The organism is Rhodospirillum sp. A1_3_36, assembly GCF_047263945.1.
In the GTDB taxonomy this organism is placed as follows: Bacteria; Pseudomonadota; Alphaproteobacteria; order Rhodospirillales; family Rhodospirillaceae; genus Rhodospirillum.
The window spans coordinates 504,724-524,435 of sequence record NZ_JBLAVB010000002.1 but is presented as its reverse complement, the minus strand read 5'-3'; the positions used below and the strand labels follow the sequence as shown (position 1 = coordinate 524,435).

The window sequence follows — 19,712 nt, the reverse complement described above, 5'->3', positions numbered from 1 at the left end:
CGTGAATAAAGGAAGACCCCGCCATGAAGATCGGAATCCTCGGGTGCGCCGGGCGCATGGGCCGCATGCTGCTGAAAGAAGTCATTGAATCCCCCGAAGCCGAACTCGCGGGAGGGAGCGAACGCCCGGGATCCCCAGCCTTGGGTGTGGATCTGGGTGTTCTGGCCGGGCTCGATGCCCAGGGACTCACGGCCAGCGACAACGTGGATGCCCTGTTCGAAGCCGCCGACGCGGTCATCGACTTCACCACTCCGGCAGCCACGGTGGGTCATGCGGCCCTGGCTGCGCAACATGGCACGGCGCTGATCGTCGGCACCACGGGCATGGCTGAGGATGACGTGGCCATGCTGCGCGAGGTCGCCAAGGCCATCCCCGTGGTCTTCGCCCCCAATATGAGCGTGGGCGTCAATTTGCTTTTCGCCCTGACCGAGCGGGTCGCCGCCATTCTTGGGGAAGAATACGACATCGAAATCGTCGAGATGCACCATAAGCACAAGGTCGATGCGCCCTCCGGCACGGCCCTGGGCCTGGGCCGAGCCGCCGCTGCCGGCCGGGGTGTGGTCCTGGACGACGTGGCAACCCGGGTGCGTGATGGCGTGACCGGTCCTCGGGAAAGCGGCTCCATCGGCTTCGCCACCCTGCGCGGCGGTGATGTGGTCGGCGATCACACGGTGATGTTCGCCACCGAGGGCGAACGAATCGAACTCACCCACAAGGCCTCGGATCGCAAGGTCTTCGCCAAGGGGGCCGTTCGAGCCGCCCTCTGGACCCGGAACAATGGCCCCGCCCTCTATACCATGCGGGATATTCTGGGGCTGTAACCCAATCGCAAAGAGTCTGGGCTCTGCCCAGACCCGCAAAGGGTCCGGGACCCTTTGATCCCATTCCTTTTAACCTCATGGGGGACCGGGGCCTCAGGCCCCGGTGGGGCGCGGGGCAAAGCCCCGAATGGGGCGCTCTCATCGATCCGAAAAAACCTCTTTCGCGACGAAAAGGCCATTCAATGCAGAGGGGAACCCCGCGTAAACCGCCATCTGCATGAGAATCTCTATGATTTCCTCTTTGCTCAGGCCCACGTTTAGTCCCGCTTCGATGTGTACCTTCAACTGCGGCGCCGCATTGCCCATCGCCGCCAATGCAGCGATCGTCGCGATCTCCCGGGACCGGAGATCCAATCCAGGCCGGGAATAAATATCGCCAAAGGGAAATTCGAACAAGTAAGTGGCGAAATCTGGGGCAATATCAGCCAGGGCATCGATCACCTTTTGGCCCGCTTGGCCGTCAATTTCAGCTAAGGCTCGTTTGCCCCGGTCCAAGCGACTGTCCATCCCGTTCGTCTGTTGGTGCGTCATCGTTTGGGATCCTCTCTTCCGTTTCGATATATCCAGCGATTTTGGTGTCGAGAACGAGGAGATTTTCCCCGAGTTCGGCGTATTTGAGCCGCACCTGATCCCGGTGCCGTTCCAAAAGAAGACGCCGCTCCCGCTCGGTTCCTGCGCCTTGCTCCCTGAGCACGGCATATCTGAGCATGTCGCGAATTGGCATCCCCGTGGCCTTCAACCGCCCGAGGAAATCAATCCACGCCAAAATGGACCGATCATAATCCCGATGACCGGATGCATCCCTGTCGGCCCGGGGAAGCAAACCGATACGCTCGTAATAGCGGATGGTATGGGCCGTCAATCCGGACCGTTTCGCTAAATCACCAATCCTCATGGACCCATTCCTTCGTTTCGACCCACCCGAGGCTAAGGGTTTGAGTGCACTCTAAGTCAAGGCCTATTCTGCCGCCTGCTCCCAAGCTTGAATGACGCGCTTCCGGGTCTGACCCCAGCGGTAGTCGCCCAAGGCGCCGGTTCCCCGGATCACCCGGTGGCAGGGGATCAATAAAGCGATGGAATTGGCGCCCAAGGCATTGCCCACCGCCCGGACCGCCTTGGGCTTGCCGATGGCCCGGGCGATGGCTTGGTAAGAGACCAGGGCGCCCGGCGGCACACGCAGGGCCGCCTCCCAAACTTTCACTTGGAAATTGGTTCCGGACAGCAGCAACTTCACCGTCCCCCGGGGTTTGCCCCCACCGGCGGGAAAGAGGGCCGCGACCACGGGCGCCGTGGCCTCCGGATCGGCGAGGAAGCGCGCCTTAGGCCATTTCGCCTGGGCCTCTTCCAGAGCCTCACCTACCGATCCGGGCTCGCATGGGTCCAGGAAATGCAAGCCACAGAGACCCCGCTCTGTGATCAAGGGCAAGACTGCACCAAAGGGGCCGTCATGGACACCGTACCGAATGCTCAGCCCCGCCCCGCCGGATTTCATTTCTCCGGGGCTCATGGCTTCATGCGTAACGAACAGGTCATGCAGCCGCGAAGGGCCAGACAAACCCAGGTCCAACGCGGTATCAAGAACGTTGCCCGTCTCCGCCAGAACCCGCTTGGCCTCGGTCAGGGTCAGACAACCCAGGAAGCGCTTAGGACTAAGCCCGGTCCAGCGTGTAAAGAGCCGCTGGAAGTGGTAGGGGCTCAGGTGGACCGCCGCCGCCACGGCATCCAAATCCGGTTGGTCGAGCGCATGGGCATCCAACCAAGCGATGGCCCGAGCCATCCGCTCGTAATCCCGGCTGCCGGAAAACGCCTCGGGCTCAAAAGACGGGGAGGGTGGGGCGATCACGGTCAGCGCATCCATAGGTCAGTGCTCCGGACGGGCGGTTCGGACCAATATTCCACATCCGCCCGGCTCAAGCCCAGATCCTTCAGGGCCGCATCGTCCAGCGCGGCGAGAGCGCGCAATTGCCTCCGCCGTTCAAGGTGCGCCTCGCAGGTTGTCCACAGGACCGTCCAGAGGGTGGAGAGACGGCGGCGCATTAAAAAGTGGGTTGCGCGACGAACCCGGGAAAGACTGGTGTCAACCATGGCGAGATCCCTTGAATGTGGTGTAAGCATGCCCCCACACTAGGGATGGGCCATAGCGCCCCCCACCCGGTTCTTGCTGACTTGCAAAAGGGGCTGCCCATGGCCACCGCACCCAAAACGAAATCCCTCCCCCGGTCCAAGCTCTCCAGGGAGAAGATTGAGCGGTTTTTCTCCCTGCTCGCCGAAGCCAATCCGGAACCGAAGGGCGAACTGGACTACGTCAACCCCTATACCCTGCTGGTCGCTGTGGTTCTGTCAGCCCAAGCCACAGATAAGGGCGTGAACAAAGCCACCGGCCCCCTGTTCAAGGTGGCCGATACACCGGAAAAGATGGTGGCTCTGGGGTTGGACCGGGTTCGTGACTACATCAAGACCATCGGCCTGTTCAATACCAAGGCCAAGAACGTCATCGCCCTGTCCGAAGCCCTGATCGCCGAACACGCAGGCTCCGTTCCCCCGGACCGGGAAGCCCTGGAAAAACTCCCCGGCGTGGGCCGGAAGACCGCCAATGTGGTCTTGAACATCGCCTTTGGCCAGCCAACTATCGCGGTGGACACTCACCTGTTCCGGGTCTCCAACAGAACCGGCCTTGCCCCCGGCAAGACACCCTTGGCTGTGGAGTTATTGCTAGAGCGGATCGTTCCTCCGGCCTTTGCCCAACACGCCCATCACTGGTTGATCCTGCATGGCCGCTATATCTGCAAGGCACGCAAACCCGATTGCCCGGTTTGCCCGGTCACCGAGGTCTGTCTGTTCAAGGATAAGATTTTGGCCTGACCGCCCTAGATCAAACCGCCCTAAATCGGAATCGATTCAGGGTGGGTAATTTGATCTAAATTCAATAAGTTGAGCATCGAGTGGACCGGAAAACCGGTGCCCACTTTTCCGCTCGATGCTCTCGAAACCGTCATCCGGTCACACCCCAGCCTGTCCACCCCCATTGGCAGACAGATAGCGGGTCCGATGGACGTCTTGCAGACAGAGATCTGGCCTGACAGATCCACCAGTCCGTCCCCGGCTTTCGATGTGGGTCACCCGCATCTGGCCGCCGTCTTCCTCGTAGAGGAAAAAGTCGAGGACGCAGGACGCCCCCAGGTATTGCCAGACCTGGGCCGGAGATTCCTGACGCAACAGAGCCGGTTTGCCCAGGGCAGCCCGAAGGGCCTTCCCTTCCTTGCCCATCATTTCCCGGGGGGAGGAGATGGGCAGGGGGGGTATCTTGACCCCATCAAGCAGCTTCGCTGACTCGGTGGTTTGACACGCCGCCAAACCCAACATCGCCACCAAAAAACTTGTGGTTCTCAAGGGTACCAGAAGGAAAGGGGACTTCCGTCGCACCCCAAGATCAGACCGAACCATTGTTGTCGTCGTCATCATCATCGGATAAAGGCGAGACAGTTCCCTGAACTTTCCCCCCATCCTCAACCACCAAGGATTCGTAACGAAGTATTCCCGAAACCTTTCCCGTGGGGCGCACGGTCACCAGACGAGTCACGGTCATTTCTCCTTCGAACAGGCCGCTGATATCGGCTTCCTCGATGGTGACCTTGCCGAGAAATTGCCCCCCTTCGGCGACTTCCAAAATGCGGGCGTTGGCCAAGTTTGCCTGAACTTTACCCTCCACCACCAAATGGTCGCAGGCAGAGATTTCTCCGGAGAGTTGGATTTCCCGACCGACTGTCAAGGTTTTTCCATCCCCGACGGGAGACACGGCATCGGTCCGACGGCCCCCATGGCCCCCATGGCCCGGAATATCCATGCCCCGTCTGGGCATATCCTGCTGCTTGTAGGAGGTCTGCATGGGACGGCTGGGCATCTGGGTGCCTCGCTGGGCAAACGGTTTCAAGGGAGGAGCCGCCACGCTCGATGGCGGAGTGAACGTCGGCGCTGCTCGACTATCGGGTGTAAAGCTGGGGGTGTCCCCCGAGGGAGTGAAGGCAGCGGCTCCCTTGGGCCTGAATTCTGTGGCGTCTTGCCCGTCGGTCAAAGCACCTGCATCCTGAACCGAATCTGCTTCGGACTTTGCATCCGTCTTGTCGGAACCGGTGGATTCCTTGCGCGTGGGCTGGTTGGGTGTCTTACGTCCGAACATGGGCGATTGGCTCTTTCCTGGCATAAAGTGGCTCGTTGGGTCCAGGAACCGCTCCCTAGCCCACCCGCCAAATGAAGTCTCCGCCGCAGCGCCCCCCCGGTTCCGTCGCTGCCACGCATACCTCCACTTTATCCGCGCCACAAGGGGGCTTCAAGTCATCAGACGCCCTTGGACACAGCATCCTTGCGCCGAAGGGATTCCACCATATGCACCATGGCCGCCGTCCCAATGATCGGCGCCAGCAGGTTGAGGATGGGAATGGTGGTCAAGAACGCCGTCGCCGCTCCAAGAATCCAAAGGCGGCCCTGATACCGGGACCTCAGACCTTTCGCCTCCTTTGGTACCATACGCCGATGGGCGACCAGCTCCAGATACTCCCGGCTAAGCAGATAGCCATTCAGTCCATAGAACAGGAACAAGCCAATCCCGGGAATGAAATATAAGGGGATGACGACGATATTCAGCAGCACCATCACCAGCGTGAACTTGATCGACGACACAAGAGTCTCGATCAATGGACTCTTCCGGGGAGAGGGCAGGGCCGGATAGTGACGCGCATCCACGGCGTCTGCCACCTCCTCCAGGAAGAAACTGGAAATCAGCGTTACAAGAGCCGGAAAGAACAGCAGGGCCACAAACATCACCGCAGTTCCGGCCAGCCAGTCGATGGCGGTGTCCAACAAATCAATACCCGTCGCTTGGATCACGGTCGCCAGGGCCGACAAACCCGCAACCAACGCCACATATCCCAGCAGGGTCAGCCCGAGGGAGAGGAGCAAAACTTTGCGGATCCGTGGGTCTCCTAGCTGGCCAAAGGCCTTCATCAGGGCGGAAAACATGGGGTCGTCGGTCCTTCTCGATTGGATCGCACCGGATGCTGGTCGAATCGACCCGGATCCATGCGCATGGTCGATTGCAATAGGTTTAAGTGGCAGAAGACGGAAAATCGATGCCCGCTTTTCCCCCTCCCACGATTATTTTTTCGCATCGCGGAATCGCTCGAATGTGAGGGTTTCCGCCCTTTAACGCAAGGTTTGCCCCCCAAAAAGCTGGGAAAAACCTGGGACAGGACCGCACGCCGCCTTGTGATCCGGGCCGTCACAAGTATACTGCGGCCCGGCCCCATCGGCCCACGAGACGCGTGGGTGGATCGCATTCGGGCCAGGACCGTTCCACAACGGATCAGGAAGGCCCCCGGCAACTGCCGCCCAAGGGGGACAACCCCACCTGGACGTTGGACTCGTCGGCCGAAAGGCTGGACAGGGCCCGGACACGGACTCCTTACAATAAAATGGACGAGAGGATTTCATGGCCGAACCCCGTTTCGACGTGGCCGGAATTGGCAACGCGATTGTCGACGTGCTGGCAAATGCCGATGACGCCTTCCTGACCACCCATGCGCTGCCCAAGGGCGCCATGATCCTGGTTGACGAAGCCCAGGCGGAAAAGCTTTACGGGGCCATGGGTCCGGGCATCGAATCCTCTGGCGGCTCGGCAGGCAATACCATCGCCGGTTTGGCTTCCCTGGGGGCACGGGTCGCCTATATTGGCAAGGTCAACGATGACGGCCTGGGGAAGATCTTCCGCCACGACATCACCTCCATCGGCGCCACCTTCGACACCAAGCCGTTGTCTGGCGAGATCTCCACCGCCCGCTGCATGATCCTGGTAACCCCGGACGCCGAGCGCACCATGAGCACCTTCCTGGGGGCCTGCACCCAGTTGGGTCCCGATGACATCGACGCCACCCTGATCCAGGAGTCCAAGGTCACCTATGTCGAAGGGTACCTGTGGGACATGGATGCGGCCAAGCAGGCCATCGTCAAAGCCGCTGACCACGCCCGCAACGCAGGGCGTAAGTTCTCGCTGTCCCTGTCCGATTCTTTTTGCGTGGACCGGCATAAGGCCGAGTTCCTGGATTTGGTGAACAACCACGTCGACATCCTGTTCGCCAATGAAACCGAAATCATGGCGCTGTACGACACCGACGACTTCGAAACGGCAGCCAAGGCCGTGCAGGGCAAGGTGGAACTCGCCGCCCTGACCAGAAGCGCCAAGGGGTGCCGGGTCGTTACCGCCACCGATATGACCGATGTGCCCGCCGAACCGGTGACACATCTGGTCGACACCACCGGGGCTGGCGATCAGTTCGCCGCCGGTTTTCTGTTCGGCTATTGCCGCGGGTACGAGCCCAAGCTCTGCGCGCGCATCGGGGCCATCGCGGCTGCGGAAGTGGTTTCCCACTTCGGTGCCCGCCCGGAGGTTTCCTCCCTGGCCGAACTCGTCAAGGAAAAGTTGGGCTAAAAGAACACTCCCATGAGCACCCTCCGCAACATCGCGATCATCGCGCACGTCGACCACGGCAAAACCACCCTGGTGGACTCGCTGCTCAAGCAAAGCGGCACGTTCCGTGACAACCAGAAGGTGGACGAGCGCGCGCTCGATTCCAACGACCTGGAAAAGGAACGGGGTATCACCATCCTCGCCAAACCCACCTCGGTGGAGTGGAAGGGGGTGCGCGTGAACATTGTCGACACCCCGGGCCACGCCGACTTCGGTGGCGAGGTGGAACGCATCCTGTCCATGGTCGACGGCGTCGTCCTTCTCTGCGACGCAGCGGAGGGGCCCCTGCCCCAGACCAAGTTCGTGCTGAGCAAGGCACTCGCCCTGGGCCTGCGCCCCATCGTCATCATCAACAAAGTCGACCGCTCCGACGCCCGGGCCTACGAGGTCCACGACGAGGTTTTCGACCTGTTCGCCAATCTGGGCGCCGATGACCACCAGCTCGATTTCCCGACCCTCTACGCCTCTGGGCGCAACGGCTGGGCGGTGACCGACCTGGAGCAAATCGAAGGCGGAACCGAAGGGCTGACGCTGGAGCCCCTGTTCACCCTGATCTGTGAACATGTGCCCAAGCCCGCTCGGAACATCGATGCCCCTTTCACCATGCTGGCCACCACCCTGGAAGCGGACCCCTACCTGGGTCGCATCCTGACCGGTCGCATCGAGACGGGCAAAATCAAGATGAACATGCCCATCAAGGCGCTCTCCCGCGAGGGTGTATTGCTGGAACAGGGCCGGGCGTCGAAGATTCTGGCTTTCCGCGGCCTCGACCGGGTGCCCGTGGAAGAAGCCGACGCAGGCGATATCATCGCCATCGCCGGTATGGCCAAGGCCAACGTGGCCGATACCATCTGCGCCATGGACGTCACCGAGGCCCTGAAGGCCATCCCCATCGATCCGCCGACACTGGCCATGACCTTCCAGGTCAATGACTCGCCGCTCGCCGGTCAGGAAGGCACCAAGCTGACCAGCCGTGTCATCGCCGCCCGCCTGGACCGGGAGGCCGAGGGCAACGTGGCCATCCAGATCCGCGAAACCGAAGACAAGGACGCCTTCGAGGTCGCCGGTCGCGGCGAACTGCAGCTCGGCGTGCTGATCGAGACCATGCGGCGCGAGGGCTTCGAGCTGTCCATCTCCCGCCCGCGCGTTCTGTTCCAGACCGACGAGAACGGTCAACGCATGGAGCCGATCGAAGAAGTCGTCATCGACGTGGATGACGAGTTCTCGGGCGCCGTGGTCGAGAAGATGTCCCTGCGCAAGGCCGAGCTTCAGGAAATGAAGCCGTCCGGCGGTGGCAAGTCCCGTCTGGTCTTCCACGCTCCCTCTCGCGGTCTGATCGGCTACCATGGGGAGTTCCTCACGGACACCCGGGGAACCGGCGTGATGAACCGGTTGTTCCACGGCTACGCTCCCCACAAGGGGGTGATCGAAGGCCGCCGCGAGGGTGTGCTGATCTCCAACGGCCAGGGCGAAGCGGTGGCATACGCCATCTTCAACCTTCAGGACCGCGGCAAGATGTTCATCGAGCCGGGCAACAAGGTCTACGAGGGCATGATCATCGGCGAGCACAGCCGGGGCAATGACCTGGAGCTGAACATCCTGAAGGCCAAGCAGCTGACCAACATCCGCGCCTCGGGCAAGGATGAGGCCATCCGCCTGGTCCCGCCGGTCCGCATGAGCCTGGAAGAGGCGCTGGCCTACATTCAGGACGACGAGTTGGTCGAGGTGACGCCGAAGACCATCCGTCTGCGCAAGCGCTACCTGGATCCGCATGAGCGGAAGAAGAAAGCGAAAACCGTCGAGGGATAACAGCCTCGATCGGTGTGACGGTTACGGAAAGGGCGGTCCCATGGGGCCGCCCTTTTCTTGTATCCGGCGCCATCTCTTTAAGGTCCTGACCACGCCCTTACAAAACTCTGGGCTCCGCCCAGACCCGCAAAGGGTTACAAACCCTTTGATCCCATGCGTTTAAAAGGAATCAGGCCCCTGACCTTTGGTTTAGCGTAAACAATGAATCACTCTCGTGTTTCATACAGAATATCGTAGCTTCGGCAACCTGGCCGGAGGGCAAAGGAATCTCCAAGACTTTTTGCCTCGTCATCCAAGAACCGATCAGATTGAACGAAGGTCCGATTCACTCCTTTTCCGAATGGATCATTGAAGAGGCAGCAAGATCGTGAAATTCACTGTCTTTGTGTGTTCCACATCGCAATACTCGACAGTGTCTCGTCTTTTTTTGGGCGATTGCTCAAACCCATTTTTTTATGGCCTGGGGTCTGGGGCCGTTCGGCCCCAGTGGGGAACGGGGCAAAGCCCCGTGACGGGAAAACAGACCCCTTGAAGGCCGGGACAAAGCCAGAAGCTCTTCCCCAAACCCTTGACGCAACTCGGGCTTTCTGGCTCCCTGAGTCACCTCTTTCCAGCAGGATATCCGCCATGACCGAGACCTCCGTTCCCGCGCCCTGGCGTCTGCGCGTTTTTCCAAGAGGGACGGGGGCCGTCATCGCCAACTTGGCTTGCGCTGTCGGACTCGCCGCCCTGGGACACGCCTTGCTCGCGCCGCTGCCCCAGCGCTGGAGAGATGCCATCCTCGCCGCCGGGGATACCCGGGTGGGGCGCATGTTCTTCCTGGGGTTCTCCTCGGGTCTGCCATTGCTGCTGGTCTTTTCCACCCTTTCGGTCTGGCTGCGGGAAGCAGGAGTGGACCGCTCGACGGTCACCATGCTGAGTTGGGCCGCCTTGGCCTATTCGGTCAAATTCGTCTGGGCTCCCCTGGTTGACCGGCTGCGCCTGCCGATCCTCACCCCTTGGCTGGGGCGGCGGCGGGGGTGGATGCTGCTCGCCCAATCGGCCCTCTGCGTCGGTATGGTCTGGACCGGATCCTTTGACCCGGCCACCAGCCTGACCCTGACCGCCATCGGCGCCGTGATCATCGGCTTTTCCTCTGCCACCCAGGACGTGGTGCTGGATGCCTACCGCATCGAAGCGGCGGAGCCGGAACTTCAATCCATGATGTCAGCCATGTATATCGGTGGCTATCGGGTCGGCATGCTGGTGGCCGGAGCCGGATCCCTCTGGCTCGCCTCGGCCCTGGAGCACGGGGACGTTTATGACGCCGCCAGTTGGGGGATGGTCTACAAGGCCATGGCGCTCTGCGTGGGGGTGGGGATCCTCACCACCCTGATGGTGCCTGAACCGGTGGTCGAAGGCCGTACCGCCGACGAGAGCCCAGGCCGAACCCGGGACCAAGCCCGCTTCGTCGCCGTGGTCATCCTTGCTGCGGCGGGGTTTCTCACCACGTTCCTTCTCACCGAGACCTGGATCGCCGGTCTCTCTAAAGCCATGAGCGAGAATTGGGGCCTCGCGACCCACCTCGCCGGTTTCTTGGCGGGCTGCCTGCGCTTTGTCCTTTCCGTGGTGGGTGCTGGAAGTTTGGCCGTGCTGTTGATGGTCGCAGGTGTTGCCTCCCGCCGCCATGTGGCCTTGACCTACTACGCCCCCATCGCCGATTTTTTCGTGCGCTACGGCAAGCTCGCCCTCTTGGTCCTGGCTCTCATTGGCTCCTACCGGGTCGCCGATATTGTCATGGGAGCCGTCGCCAATCTGTTCTACGTGGACATGGGCTTCACCAAGGACCAGATCGCCACCTACACCAAATTCCTCGGCCTGTGGACAACCATCGGGGGCGGATTTCTTGGGGGTGTGCTCGCTCTGCGGTTCGGGGTGATGAAGGTTCTGTTCCTCGGCGCGGTCCTCGCGGCGGGATCAAACCTGTTGTTTGCCCTTCTGGCAGTTCACCCTGGGGAGACGCCCTATCTGATGATCGCCATTGTCGGCGACAACTTAAGCTCGGGGATCGCCTCCGCCGCGTTCGTGGCCTATCTCTCGGCCCTGACCAGCATCCAATTCACGGCTATGCAATACGCTCTGTTCAGTTCGCTGATGACCCTGTTCCCCAAGATCCTGGCCGGATACGGAGGCACCTTCGTTGACGCCGTGGGATACGTGAGCTTCTATGTGGGTACGGCGGTGATCGGCCTTCCCGTGCTGATCCTGGTGGTCCTCGCGGCGAAATTCGCGCCCCCCAGAAACAGCTAACCAGTCACAGAGGAGAGGGCAGGGCGGCCCACACGGCCTCCACGACAGCTTCCACGGGAATCCGCTCCATCTCCGGCCCCCCCCAGTCCTGGGCACGCAGGATGGTGCCTTTGTCTGTGCAGGGGGCGAATTTCTCTGGTGCCGTGGGGCCAAACAGGCTGATCAACGGGGCCCCAGAGCCTGCGGCGATATGCCCCACCCCCGCGTCGTTGCAAACCACCGCCGCGCATTGGCCCATCACTGCAGCCGACAGGGTCAGGGATCCCCAACCGGCCTCCTGCAAGGGGAAGCGGGCGGGGGATAGGGCCTTCGCCAGGGGCTCGCGCCATTCGGTCTCATCCGGCCCGAGCAGGAACACCGGTCGGGCCCCCCGATCCGTCAGCTGGCGCGCCAGCCCGATAAAACACTCCAGAGGCCAGCATTTCCAACGCCCTCCGGCCCCGGGACAAAGCGCCACCCAGGGCGCGGTCTCCGTACCGTCGTTGGGAAGCAGCCGCGCGGCCTCCTCCCGGTCACCCGGGGCGGGAATCAGGTCGTAGGCCATGGGGAAGGTCCGGGTCTTCCCCGTTGCCAACCACAGCAGATCCAACAGGCGCCGGGTCATATGGGCCGGACGATGGTACTCGGCGGGGGGCCGCTCGAAACAAAGCCGGTAACTCAGGGCACTGGAAAGATAGAGCCGGTGCGGCACCCGCCAGAGGATCAGGGCCGGGCGGGTGGAGGTCTGGGTGTCAATCACCAGATCCCAGGACCGCCCCGCCCCCGCCGTGCCGCGCAAGGGGTGACCGAGGATCCGTTTCCAGGATTTGGTCAACCCAGTGGTCTGGATGACCTCGTCGATTTTTCCCTCGACCTGGGCTTTCAGCGCCCCATCGAAAACCGTCGGCCCCGTCCCGGCAAGCCACGTAATCCGGGCCTCGGGGAAGGCCAGCCGCAGGCCATTGACAAAGGGCAGCTTCAACAAGCCATCGCCAACGAGGTCCAGCCCCACATGGACAAGAATGGATTCGGGTGGGGAAAAGGGGGGAGAGGGCACGGGAAAAACCTTCCATACAGCAACAATCGGACAATAGCAGGTCGCTTCCCCCCGTAAAGTACGGACTCGGGCTTTTCCCGCACCTGCAAAACAGATACTGTGCGCCCGCCGCCGCCCTGGGGGAGACGGCGATTTCGTCTATCGAGAGAGGAAACAGGTTTCATGGACATCAAGAAGATCCCCGTCGGCAAGAACCCGCCGGAGGACGTCAACGTCATCATCGAGATTCCGATGCGCGCGGATCCGGTCAAGTACGAGGTGGATAAAGAATCCGGGGCCATGTACGTCGACCGTTTCCTGCACACCGCCATGCATTACCCCAGCAACTATGGCTTCATTCCCCACACCCTGTCCGAGGACGGTGACGCGGTAGATGTGGTGGTGATCGGTCGTATCCCCGTGGCCGTTGGCTCCGTGCTGCGGACCCGCCCCATCGGCGTGCTGTACATGGAAGACGAGGCCGGTAAGGACGAAAAGGTCCTGGGCGTTCCCCATTCCAAACTGCACCCCTACCACGACAACGTAAACAGCTACAAGGACGTCCGTCCCGTCGAGCTGCAACGCATCGAGCACTTCTTTGCCCACTACAAGGACTTGGAAGAGGGCAAGTGGGTCAAGATCCTCGGCTGGGGTGGCCCCGAAGATGCGTGGAAGGTGATCCAAGCCGGTATTGAAGCAGAGAAGAAGGCGAAAGCCTAGATCACCCCCCCCCCCCTAAATCGAAACCGATTTAGGGGGGATCATTTGATCTAGGCTCATATGGTTAAAGCATCGCTTGGACCGGCTCCCCACAGGACACGACTGTGTCTCGTGTTTTTTGGGCGAGTGCCCAAGCCCATTTGGGGGCGATGCCCCCAAACCCCTCTTTTTCTTTTGAAAATAACAACCTGGGGTCTGGGGCCTTTCGGCCAGCAACTGCCCGGGGTCTGGGGCCTTTCGGCCCCAGTGGGGAACGGGGCAAAGCCCCGTGACGGGAAAGGACCAGCTGTCGTGTACAGTGCCGGAAAACCGGTTGTCCGCTCCGCGTTCCCTTCGGTCCCCACTTTTCCGCTCGATGCTCTAACCCTTCGCATCCCACGCCACTTGAGAACGCGCGCGGTATTCAGGACCGCGCGCGTTTTGCGTTTTCCGCCAAGACGTCTATCTTGTTCCATGACAGATAGAGAATCTGGGGGAGATGCACACCATGTCCGAAGATATTCGAGACCGCCTGGAGGTGATTCTTGGGGACATCACCACCTTGGCCGTTGATGCCATTGTCAACGCAGCCAATTCCAGCCTGCTGGGGGGTGGGGGCGTCGATGGAGCCATCCACAGGGCTGCCGGTCCAGAGTTGCTTGAGGAGTGCAAGCGGCTCAACGGCTGCGAAACGGGGGATGCCGAAGTCACCCGAGGGTATGGCCTGCCTGCCCGTTATGTGATCCATACCGTCGGCCCTGTCTGGGACCATCATGCACCCAGCGAAGCTGACCGCCTGCTCGCCTCCTGCTACCGGCGGTGCCTGGAGGAGGCGGCGCAGTTATCCCTCGAAACGATTGCCTTTCCTGCGATCTCGACGGGCGTCTATAGCTTTCCGCCCGATCGCGCCGCCACCGTCGCCGTGCGGGAAGTCACGCGTGTTCTCCGCACAACCCCCTATCCCGCCCGTGTGATCTTCGTCTGCTTTTCCGAAGCGTCTGAGCACTTGCTCAGAACCGAAGTCAACACAGCGTGGTGAGGGGGGATCCCTTTCGAGGAAACAGTCTATACCTCAACGGAACGATCAATCCTGAAATCGGGGCTCAACAACCATATCTTGATCTGAAACCGCAACGGCGCTGGATGTGGTGTCGTCCTTGGGACGATCCATATCCAGGTCTTTCCCCGTTGCCCGATAATAGGCGGCTTCGGCAATATTGGTGGCCTGATCCCCCACCCGTTCCAGGTTCTTGGAGATGAACATCAGTTGGGAACAGACCGAAATGTTCCGGGGGTCTTCCAACATATAGGTCAGAAGTTCCCGAAACAGGCTGGAATGGAGAGCATCCACTTCCGTATCCCGTTCCCGCACCTGGATTGCCAATTCGGGATCCCGGTCCTGAAAGGCCCGCAGCGCATCGTCGAGCATGGCGATCACCAACTCGCCCATACGTGTTACCGGGCTTTTCACCGGCACCATGGAACTATCGGCCATGGTTTCGCCCCGGCGGGCCGCATTGGCGGCATAATCGCCCACCCGCTCCAGCATGGAGGACGCCTTTAAGGCGGTTACCACGGTTCGCAGGTCATTGGCCACGGGTTGGCGCAGGGCCAAAAGGCGCACCACCTGCTCATTGACCTGGTGTTCCAGCGCGTTGATTCGCTCTTCCCTTTCCTTGATCAGCGCATCGCTTTCATCGGACTGGTTGACGATTCCCTGGATGGCGTCGCGGGTCTGGGAAATGGCCAGACCGCCCATCTGCTGAATCAGGGAATCCAGACCCCGCAGTTCATCGTCATAGGAACTCACGGTGTGGAACGGCGGGCGGGTCGCAGTCATAACGGCGGCACTCGTTTCAATGGGAGAGAACAGCAAACCTGTTCATATCATTGAAACGGCCTTGACGCAAAATAGACCCGAGAGTGAGAGCAATTTGCGGAAAAAGAAACCTCTTGCCCTCCCTACTCTGCGGCGTTGACCGCCCCCATCCGTTTCGCCCCATGCAAGGGAAGAAAGACACTGATCGTCGTGCCCTCGCCCTGCTTGCTTTCAATGGTCAGGGCCCCACGGTGACGCGCCACCACATGTTTTACGATGGCCAGACCCAGACCCGTCCCCCCCATGGCCCGGGAGCGCGCTTTGTCCACCCGATAGAACCGCTCGGTCAGGCGAGGCAAGTGTTCCTTGCCAATGCCCTCGCCCTGATCACGGACGCTGACCTTGAGGCAGGGCGCGCGCAAGGCCGCAGGCATGGCCGGCGGACCTCGGTCGCACAGGGCGACGCCGACCATTACCGGCGTTCCAGGGCGTCCGTATTTGATGGCGTTGTCCATCAGGTTCTGAAAGATCTGCGACAGTTGGTCCCCATCGCCAATGGCCGGGGGGAGGGCGGCATCCGACTCGATTCGGATCTCCATGGATTTGTCCCGTGCCTTGATATCCAGGAACTTGCGCACGCTTTCCAGAACACGGACCACCTCCACAGGGTCATTGGGGGGACTATGCTCCTCCATCTCGATTCGGGATAGGGAGAGCAGGTCCTCAATCAGGCGCTGCATGCGCTGGGCCTGTTCCAGCATGATCGCCAAAAAAGCCTCCCGCGCCTCGGGATCATCCTTGGCACTTCCCGCCAGGGTCTCGGTGAAACCGATCAGACTGGACAGCGGGGTCCGCAATTCATGGCTGGCATTGGCCACAAAATCGGCGCGCATCTGCTCCAACCGACGCAGGGCGGTGATGTCGTGAAGGGTCAAAAGCGCCAAGGAACCATCCACCCCTTTGGTGGGCAAACGGGTGGCCCGCACTTCGAATTCCCGCTCCACGGTACCCGGCATAATCCAGGTAGCCTGCCGCGATTCCTCGGTGGTCAGAACCGATTCGATGGTATCCAGAACATTGGGGTCCCGCAGGAAACTGGTGATTTCCTGTCCTGCGGGTTCCCTGTTGAACAGAACACGAGCGGCTTCGTTGGCCCGTGTGACGATGGCATCGGTACCGATCATCAGCAAGGGATCGGGCAGATTGTTGAGCACCTGGCCATCCGACCACACTTGATCTCGCAGGACCTTGTGTCGCTTGCGCCAAGTCCGGTCCAGGGCATTGGCCGCAGTCAGAATCCGCTGGGCCACATCCAGGCGGGGAAGGGGGCCCCCCTCTTCCATCCGGTCCGCCTCAATGGATTCGCTGGTCATGATCCGCATCCGCAGAATGACCAGGGACAAATCCCCCAGGAACGACCGGATCAACAGAGCCGTCAGACCGATAATCGCCCCGATGGCCGGCAGAGCCGTGGCCGGATTGGCTTCCCCCGTCAGAACCAGGGCCAACAGAATCCCCGTTGCGGGTGAACAGACCAGGGCTGACACGCCAATCAGGCGGCCAAGGCTGGGAGTCTGGCGGTCCATGGGGGGTCCTTTCCTATGGGCCGGATCCAAAAAATTGGACCCGGCCAATCGCGACCAAAGGACTCCGCTACCGCCCGGCCTCCACTGCAGCGAGGGTGGCCATATGCACGATATCGGAGACCGTGGCGTCCATTTGAACAATCTGGCAGGGGCGGGACAAACCCATCATCACCGGACCAATCATCGTCGCCCCGCCAAGTTTCTGCATCAGCTTCGAAGAAATATTGGCCGAATGCAGTCCCGGCATGATCAACACGTTCGCCGGTCCAGACAAGCGACAGAACGGATACAATTTCAACAGGTTCGGGTCCAGGGCCACATGGGCGCCAATCTCGCCGTCGAATTCGAACTCCACGTTCCGCTCTTCCAGGATCGAGACCGCTTGACGGGGTTTATCTGGCGTTCGGCCCTGGGGCGCGCCGAAGGTGGAATAGGACAACAAAGCGACCCGAGGCTCATGCCCCATACGGCGGGCCAGCGCGGCGGTCTGCACGGCGATATCGGCCAGGATCTCTGCACTCGGCGCTTCATGGACATTGGTGTCGGCAATGAAAACCGTCCGACCCCGGGCAACCATCAGCGAAACCGAGAAAACCCGTTCTCCAGGATTGGTGTCGACGGCCTTGGTGATATCGTTCAGGCAGGTGTGGAAATGGCGAGTCGTGCCCGTAACCATGGCGTCCGCGTCTTCCAGTGCCACCATGCAGGAGGCAAAAATATTGCGATCCTGGTTCACCATCCGCTGGACGTCCCGATACAAATAGCCCTGCCGCCGCAGGCGCCGGTACAGGAAGTCGGTATAATGCTTGGTGTGATAGGATAGGCGGGCATTGTGGATTTCCATGCCCTCCAGACCCGTCAAACCCAAGGACTTCATGGTTTCCTTGATCTTTTCTTCGCGGCCTACCAGCAAGGGCGTGCCGTACCCAGCATTGCGGTAGGATACGGCAGCGCGGATCATCTTCTCTTCCTCGCCCTCGGCGAAGACCACCCGCTTGGGATTGCTCGCCGCTTCGCGGGCCAGGGCTTGCAGGCTCGCCGCCGTGGGGTCCAAGCGAGCGGACAGCTCCCGTCGATAGCCATCCATGTCAATGATCGGCTTTTGGGCCACCCCAGAGGCCATGGCGGCTTCCGCCACGGCCGGAGGAATGGCGGCGATCAACCGAGGATCGAAGGGCACGGGAATGATGTATTCCGGGCCATAGCGCAGGCGCCGCCCCGAATAGGCCGCCGCCACCTCGTCGGGCACATCCTCCCGGGCGAGCGCGGCGATGGCCTTGGCAGCGGCAATCTTCATGTCCTCATTGATGGTCCGAGCCCGCACGTCGAGCGCGCCACGGAAGATATAGGGAAAACCCAAGACATTGTTGATCTGGTTGGGGTAATCGGAGCGGCCCGTCGCCATGATGGCGTCCTTGCGCACGCTCCTCACCTCTTCCGGTGTAATTTCCGGATCGGGGTTGGCCATGGCGAAAATGATAGGCTGATCGGCCATGGAGGCGACCATCTCCGGCGTCACCGTGCCCTTTTTGGACAAGCCGAAAAACACATTGGCCCCATCCATGGCCTCTGCCAGAGTCCGGGCTTCGGACTCGACGGCATGGGCCGATTTCCACTGGTTCAGGTCTGTGCGACCCTTGTGGATGACCCCCTTGGTGTCACACATGGTCACGTTGTTATGGGGAACGCCCATGGCCTTGACCAGCTCAACACAAGCGATGGCTGCGGCACCGGCACCGTTGACCACAATGCGGATCTCGTCAATGGTCCGGTTCGACAACTCCAGGGCGTTCACCAGACCCGCGGCGGCAATGATGGCCGTACCATGCTGGTCGTCATGGAACACGGGAATATCCATCAACTCACGCAAGCGCTGTTCGATGATGAAGCATTCCGGCGCCTTGATGTCCTCCAGATTGATCCCGCCAAAGCTGGGACCCAGATAGCGGACAGCGTTGATGAATTCCTCCACGTCCCGGGTGTCGACCTCCAGGTCGATGCCGTCGACGTCGGCGAATTTCTTGAATAGAACCGCCTTGCCCTCCATCACCGGTTTGCTTGCCAACGCGCCCAGATCCCCCAGGCCCAAGACTGCGGTGCCATTGGAGATGATCGCCACCAAATTCCCCTTGGCGGTATAATCGTATGCGGTGGCGGGATCGCGCTGGATTTCCAGACAGGGAGCAGCCACGCCCGGCGAATAGGCCAAAGACAGGTCCCGCTGGGTGTTCAACGGCTTGGTTGGGGCGATTTCAATCTTGCCGGGGCGACCGGTGGTGTGGAACAGAAGCGCTTCGCGTTCGAAATTGCGTTTCGTGTCGTCGGACATCTTGGGCGGGTATCCTGAAAGTTTCCTGGTGGGGACCAGTCCTCTCCGGTCCATGATTGGGAACCAGCGGGACGGCCTTGTTTTTCGACGCGACTCGAGACGCTCCCACCACAAGGCAGGAACCGAAAGGGGCATCCGGCTGGCGATTGAAGTCGATCGTTTGGTACCGATCGGCGATGGTCGTCGAACTCTCGTCCCCGCGCTCCCGCTCCGGGAATCGTCCATGGTGGAAATCTGGGCCATGGGGGAAATCCGGGGACTCGCGCCGTGTTAGGGAACAGTGTGCCCCAGGGCAGCCCCACCGCATAGACCAAAAAAACCCGATCCAGGGCAATCGGGTGAACCGGCTTGTCTGATTTTCCCCCGCCCTCAAACGCCGGGCGCAGCCCCCTTGTTTTCAGGATAAACCGGAGACGCGGCAGGTCCCCGGTCACACCATTAGATCAAACCGCCCTAAATCGGAATCGATTTAGGGCGGATAATTTGATCTAAAATCATATGGTTAGAGCATCGCGTGGACCGGAAAACCGGTTGTCCGCTCCGCGTTCCCTGCGGTCCCCACTTTTCCGCTCGATGCTCTAAGAGCCCAAACCAAAAGTCATGCCGTGAAATTAAAGGTTTCCGTCATGCCCGTGAAAACGGGCATCCAGGGTTGATTTCGGTGCCGCTGTCAAATGCACTGGCGTCGCGGGATTTGCTTCCCTTGCCTGCTCCCACCCTGGATTCCCGCGTGCGCGGGAATGACGACCAAGTGGTTGAAATAATGAGAGTCATTTCGGGTTGGGCTCTAGAGTATTCCGAGATCGAGTTGGGTCGCTTTGCGAC

General features: G+C 60.9%; 18 protein-coding genes. 7 read left to right on the top strand and 11 right to left on the bottom strand.

Features of this window, described 5'->3' with window-relative positions:
• The first annotated feature begins 23 nt into the window (after positions 1 to 23).
• Entirely contained in the window at positions 24 to 821 is a 798-nt protein-coding gene (gene dapB, locus ACLIRY_RS06890; protein ID WP_413204621.1) for a 4-hydroxy-tetrahydrodipicolinate reductase, read from the top strand.
• A gap of 138 nt (positions 822 to 959) precedes the next feature.
• Here the strand turns inward: dapB and ACLIRY_RS06885 are convergent, their stop codons facing one another.
• The 4 genes from ACLIRY_RS06885 to ACLIRY_RS06870 form a co-directional block, all read right to left on the bottom strand.
• A complete protein-coding gene (locus ACLIRY_RS06885) occupies positions 960 to 1,316 on the bottom strand; it encodes a carboxymuconolactone decarboxylase family protein (protein ID WP_413204620.1) in 357 nt (118 codons plus the stop codon).
• Positions 1,288 to 1,716, bottom strand: coding sequence for a MerR family transcriptional regulator (locus ACLIRY_RS06880; protein WP_413204619.1), 429 nt, complete (start codon positions 1,714 to 1,716; stop codon positions 1,288 to 1,290). Before ACLIRY_RS06880 ends, ACLIRY_RS06885 begins: the two co-directional genes overlap by 29 nt.
• Before the next feature lie 63 nt (positions 1,717 to 1,779).
• Positions 1,780 to 2,679, bottom strand: a complete 900-nt coding sequence (locus ACLIRY_RS06875; RefSeq protein ID WP_413204618.1) for a bifunctional transcriptional activator/DNA repair enzyme AdaA — start codon at positions 2,677 to 2,679, stop codon at positions 1,780 to 1,782.
• Entirely contained in the window at positions 2,667 to 2,906 is a 240-nt protein-coding gene (locus ACLIRY_RS06870; RefSeq protein ID WP_413204617.1) for a DUF1127 domain-containing protein, read from the bottom strand. The genes ACLIRY_RS06875 and ACLIRY_RS06870 overlap by 13 nt, the downstream gene beginning before the upstream one ends.
• Positions 2,907 to 3,005: 99 nt before the next feature.
• On the opposite strand from ACLIRY_RS06870, the gene nth reads away from it, so the two are divergent.
• Positions 3,006 to 3,683 carry an endonuclease III gene (nth, locus tag ACLIRY_RS06865; protein ID WP_413204616.1) on the top strand — a complete coding sequence of 226 codons (678 nt, stop codon included), beginning with the start codon at positions 3,006 to 3,008 and terminating at the stop codon, positions 3,681 to 3,683.
• Between the two features lie 138 nt (positions 3,684 to 3,821).
• Here the strand turns inward: nth and ACLIRY_RS06860 are convergent, their stop codons facing one another.
• From ACLIRY_RS06860 to ACLIRY_RS06850, 3 genes are all read right to left on the bottom strand, one after another.
• Positions 3,822 to 4,211: a hypothetical protein gene (locus ACLIRY_RS06860; RefSeq protein ID WP_413204615.1), complete on the bottom strand. Its 390-nt coding sequence runs from the start codon at positions 4,209 to 4,211 to the stop codon at positions 3,822 to 3,824.
• Positions 4,212 to 4,251: 40 nt separating this feature from the next.
• The gene (locus tag ACLIRY_RS06855) at positions 4,252 to 4,998 is read right to left on the bottom strand and encodes a bactofilin family protein (protein ID WP_413204614.1); all 747 of its coding nucleotides are present in this window, start codon (positions 4,996 to 4,998) and stop codon (positions 4,252 to 4,254) included.
• A gap of 158 nt (positions 4,999 to 5,156) precedes the next feature.
• A complete protein-coding gene (locus ACLIRY_RS06850; protein WP_413204613.1) occupies positions 5,157 to 5,837 on the bottom strand; it encodes an EI24 domain-containing protein in 681 nt (226 codons plus the stop codon).
• Between the two features lie 469 nt (positions 5,838 to 6,306).
• Here ACLIRY_RS06850 and ACLIRY_RS06845 point away from each other — a divergent pair, with 469 nt between their 5' ends.
• The 3 genes from ACLIRY_RS06845 to ACLIRY_RS06835 all read left to right on the top strand — a co-directional run bounded on the left by ACLIRY_RS06845 (position 6,307) and on the right by ACLIRY_RS06835 (position 11,439).
• The gene (locus tag ACLIRY_RS06845) at positions 6,307 to 7,302 is read left to right on the top strand and encodes an adenosine kinase (protein ID WP_413204612.1); all 996 of its coding nucleotides are present in this window, start codon (positions 6,307 to 6,309) and stop codon (positions 7,300 to 7,302) included.
• Between the two features lie 12 nt (positions 7,303 to 7,314).
• Entirely contained in the window at positions 7,315 to 9,150 is a 1,836-nt protein-coding gene (typA, locus tag ACLIRY_RS06840) for a translational GTPase TypA (protein WP_413204611.1), read from the top strand.
• 627 nt (positions 9,151 to 9,777) lie between these two features.
• Positions 9,778 to 11,439: an AmpG family muropeptide MFS transporter gene (locus ACLIRY_RS06835; protein WP_413204610.1), complete on the top strand. Its 1,662-nt coding sequence runs from the start codon at positions 9,778 to 9,780 to the stop codon at positions 11,437 to 11,439.
• Positions 11,440 to 11,443: 4 nt separating this feature from the next.
• On the opposite strand, the gene ACLIRY_RS06830 is transcribed toward ACLIRY_RS06835, so the two are convergent.
• On the bottom strand, positions 11,444 to 12,475 hold the full coding sequence (locus tag ACLIRY_RS06830) for a glycosyltransferase family 9 protein (protein ID WP_413204609.1): 1,032 nt from the start codon (positions 12,473 to 12,475) through the stop codon (positions 11,444 to 11,446).
• A 162-nt stretch (positions 12,476 to 12,637) separates the two neighbouring features.
• Here ACLIRY_RS06830 and ppa point away from each other — a divergent pair, with 162 nt between their 5' ends.
• On the top strand, positions 12,638 to 13,174 hold the full coding sequence (gene ppa, locus ACLIRY_RS06825) for an inorganic diphosphatase (RefSeq protein ID WP_413204608.1): 537 nt from the start codon (positions 12,638 to 12,640) through the stop codon (positions 13,172 to 13,174).
• 487 nt (positions 13,175 to 13,661) lie between these two features.
• On the top strand, positions 13,662 to 14,192 hold the full coding sequence (locus ACLIRY_RS06820; RefSeq protein ID WP_413204607.1) for an O-acetyl-ADP-ribose deacetylase: 531 nt from the start codon (positions 13,662 to 13,664) through the stop codon (positions 14,190 to 14,192).
• A gap of 45 nt (positions 14,193 to 14,237) precedes the next feature.
• Here ACLIRY_RS06820 and phoU read toward each other — a convergent pair whose 3' ends face one another.
• From phoU to ACLIRY_RS06805, 3 genes are all read right to left on the bottom strand, one after another.
• Entirely contained in the window at positions 14,238 to 14,993 is a 756-nt protein-coding gene (gene phoU, locus ACLIRY_RS06815) for a phosphate signaling complex protein PhoU (RefSeq protein ID WP_413204606.1), read from the bottom strand.
• A 122-nt stretch (positions 14,994 to 15,115) separates the two neighbouring features.
• Positions 15,116 to 16,558, bottom strand: a complete 1,443-nt coding sequence (locus tag ACLIRY_RS06810; RefSeq protein WP_413204605.1) for an ATP-binding protein — start codon at positions 16,556 to 16,558, stop codon at positions 15,116 to 15,118.
• A 67-nt stretch (positions 16,559 to 16,625) separates the two neighbouring features.
• Complete coding sequence (locus tag ACLIRY_RS06805) at positions 16,626 to 18,887, bottom strand: NADP-dependent malic enzyme (protein ID WP_413204604.1); 2,262 nt, start codon at positions 18,885 to 18,887, stop codon at positions 16,626 to 16,628.
• Between the last annotated feature and the right edge of the window lie 825 nt (positions 18,888 to 19,712).

Coding starts and splice junctions, on each gene's coding strand:
- typA (WP_413204611.1), top strand. CDS start 7,315: ATGAGCACCCTCCGCAACATCGCGATCATCGCGCACGTCGACCACGGC.
- ACLIRY_RS06810 (WP_413204605.1), bottom strand. CDS start 16,558: ATGGACCGCCAGACTCCCAGCCTTGGCCGCCTGATTGGCGTGTCAGCC.
- ACLIRY_RS06880 (WP_413204619.1), bottom strand. CDS start 1,716: ATGAGGATTGGTGATTTAGCGAAACGGTCCGGATTGACGGCCCATACC.
- ACLIRY_RS06875 (WP_413204618.1), bottom strand. CDS start 2,679: ATGGATGCGCTGACCGTGATCGCCCCACCCTCCCCGTCTTTTGAGCCC.
- ACLIRY_RS06855 (WP_413204614.1), bottom strand. CDS start 4,998: ATGTTCGGACGTAAGACACCCAACCAGCCCACGCGCAAGGAATCCACC.
- ACLIRY_RS06870 (WP_413204617.1), bottom strand. CDS start 2,906: ATGGTTGACACCAGTCTTTCCCGGGTTCGTCGCGCAACCCACTTTTTA.
- phoU (WP_413204606.1), bottom strand. CDS start 14,993: ATGACTGCGACCCGCCCGCCGTTCCACACCGTGAGTTCCTATGACGAT.
- ACLIRY_RS06835 (WP_413204610.1), top strand. CDS start 9,778: ATGACCGAGACCTCCGTTCCCGCGCCCTGGCGTCTGCGCGTTTTTCCA.
- ACLIRY_RS06820 (WP_413204607.1), top strand. CDS start 13,662: ATGTCCGAAGATATTCGAGACCGCCTGGAGGTGATTCTTGGGGACATC.
- ACLIRY_RS06850 (WP_413204613.1), bottom strand. CDS start 5,837: ATGTTTTCCGCCCTGATGAAGGCCTTTGGCCAGCTAGGAGACCCACGG.
- nth (WP_413204616.1), top strand. CDS start 3,006: ATGGCCACCGCACCCAAAACGAAATCCCTCCCCCGGTCCAAGCTCTCC.
- ACLIRY_RS06845 (WP_413204612.1), top strand. CDS start 6,307: ATGGCCGAACCCCGTTTCGACGTGGCCGGAATTGGCAACGCGATTGTC.
- dapB (WP_413204621.1), top strand. CDS start 24: ATGAAGATCGGAATCCTCGGGTGCGCCGGGCGCATGGGCCGCATGCTG.
- ACLIRY_RS06805 (WP_413204604.1), bottom strand. CDS start 18,887: ATGTCCGACGACACGAAACGCAATTTCGAACGCGAAGCGCTTCTGTTC.
- ppa (WP_413204608.1), top strand. CDS start 12,638: ATGGACATCAAGAAGATCCCCGTCGGCAAGAACCCGCCGGAGGACGTC.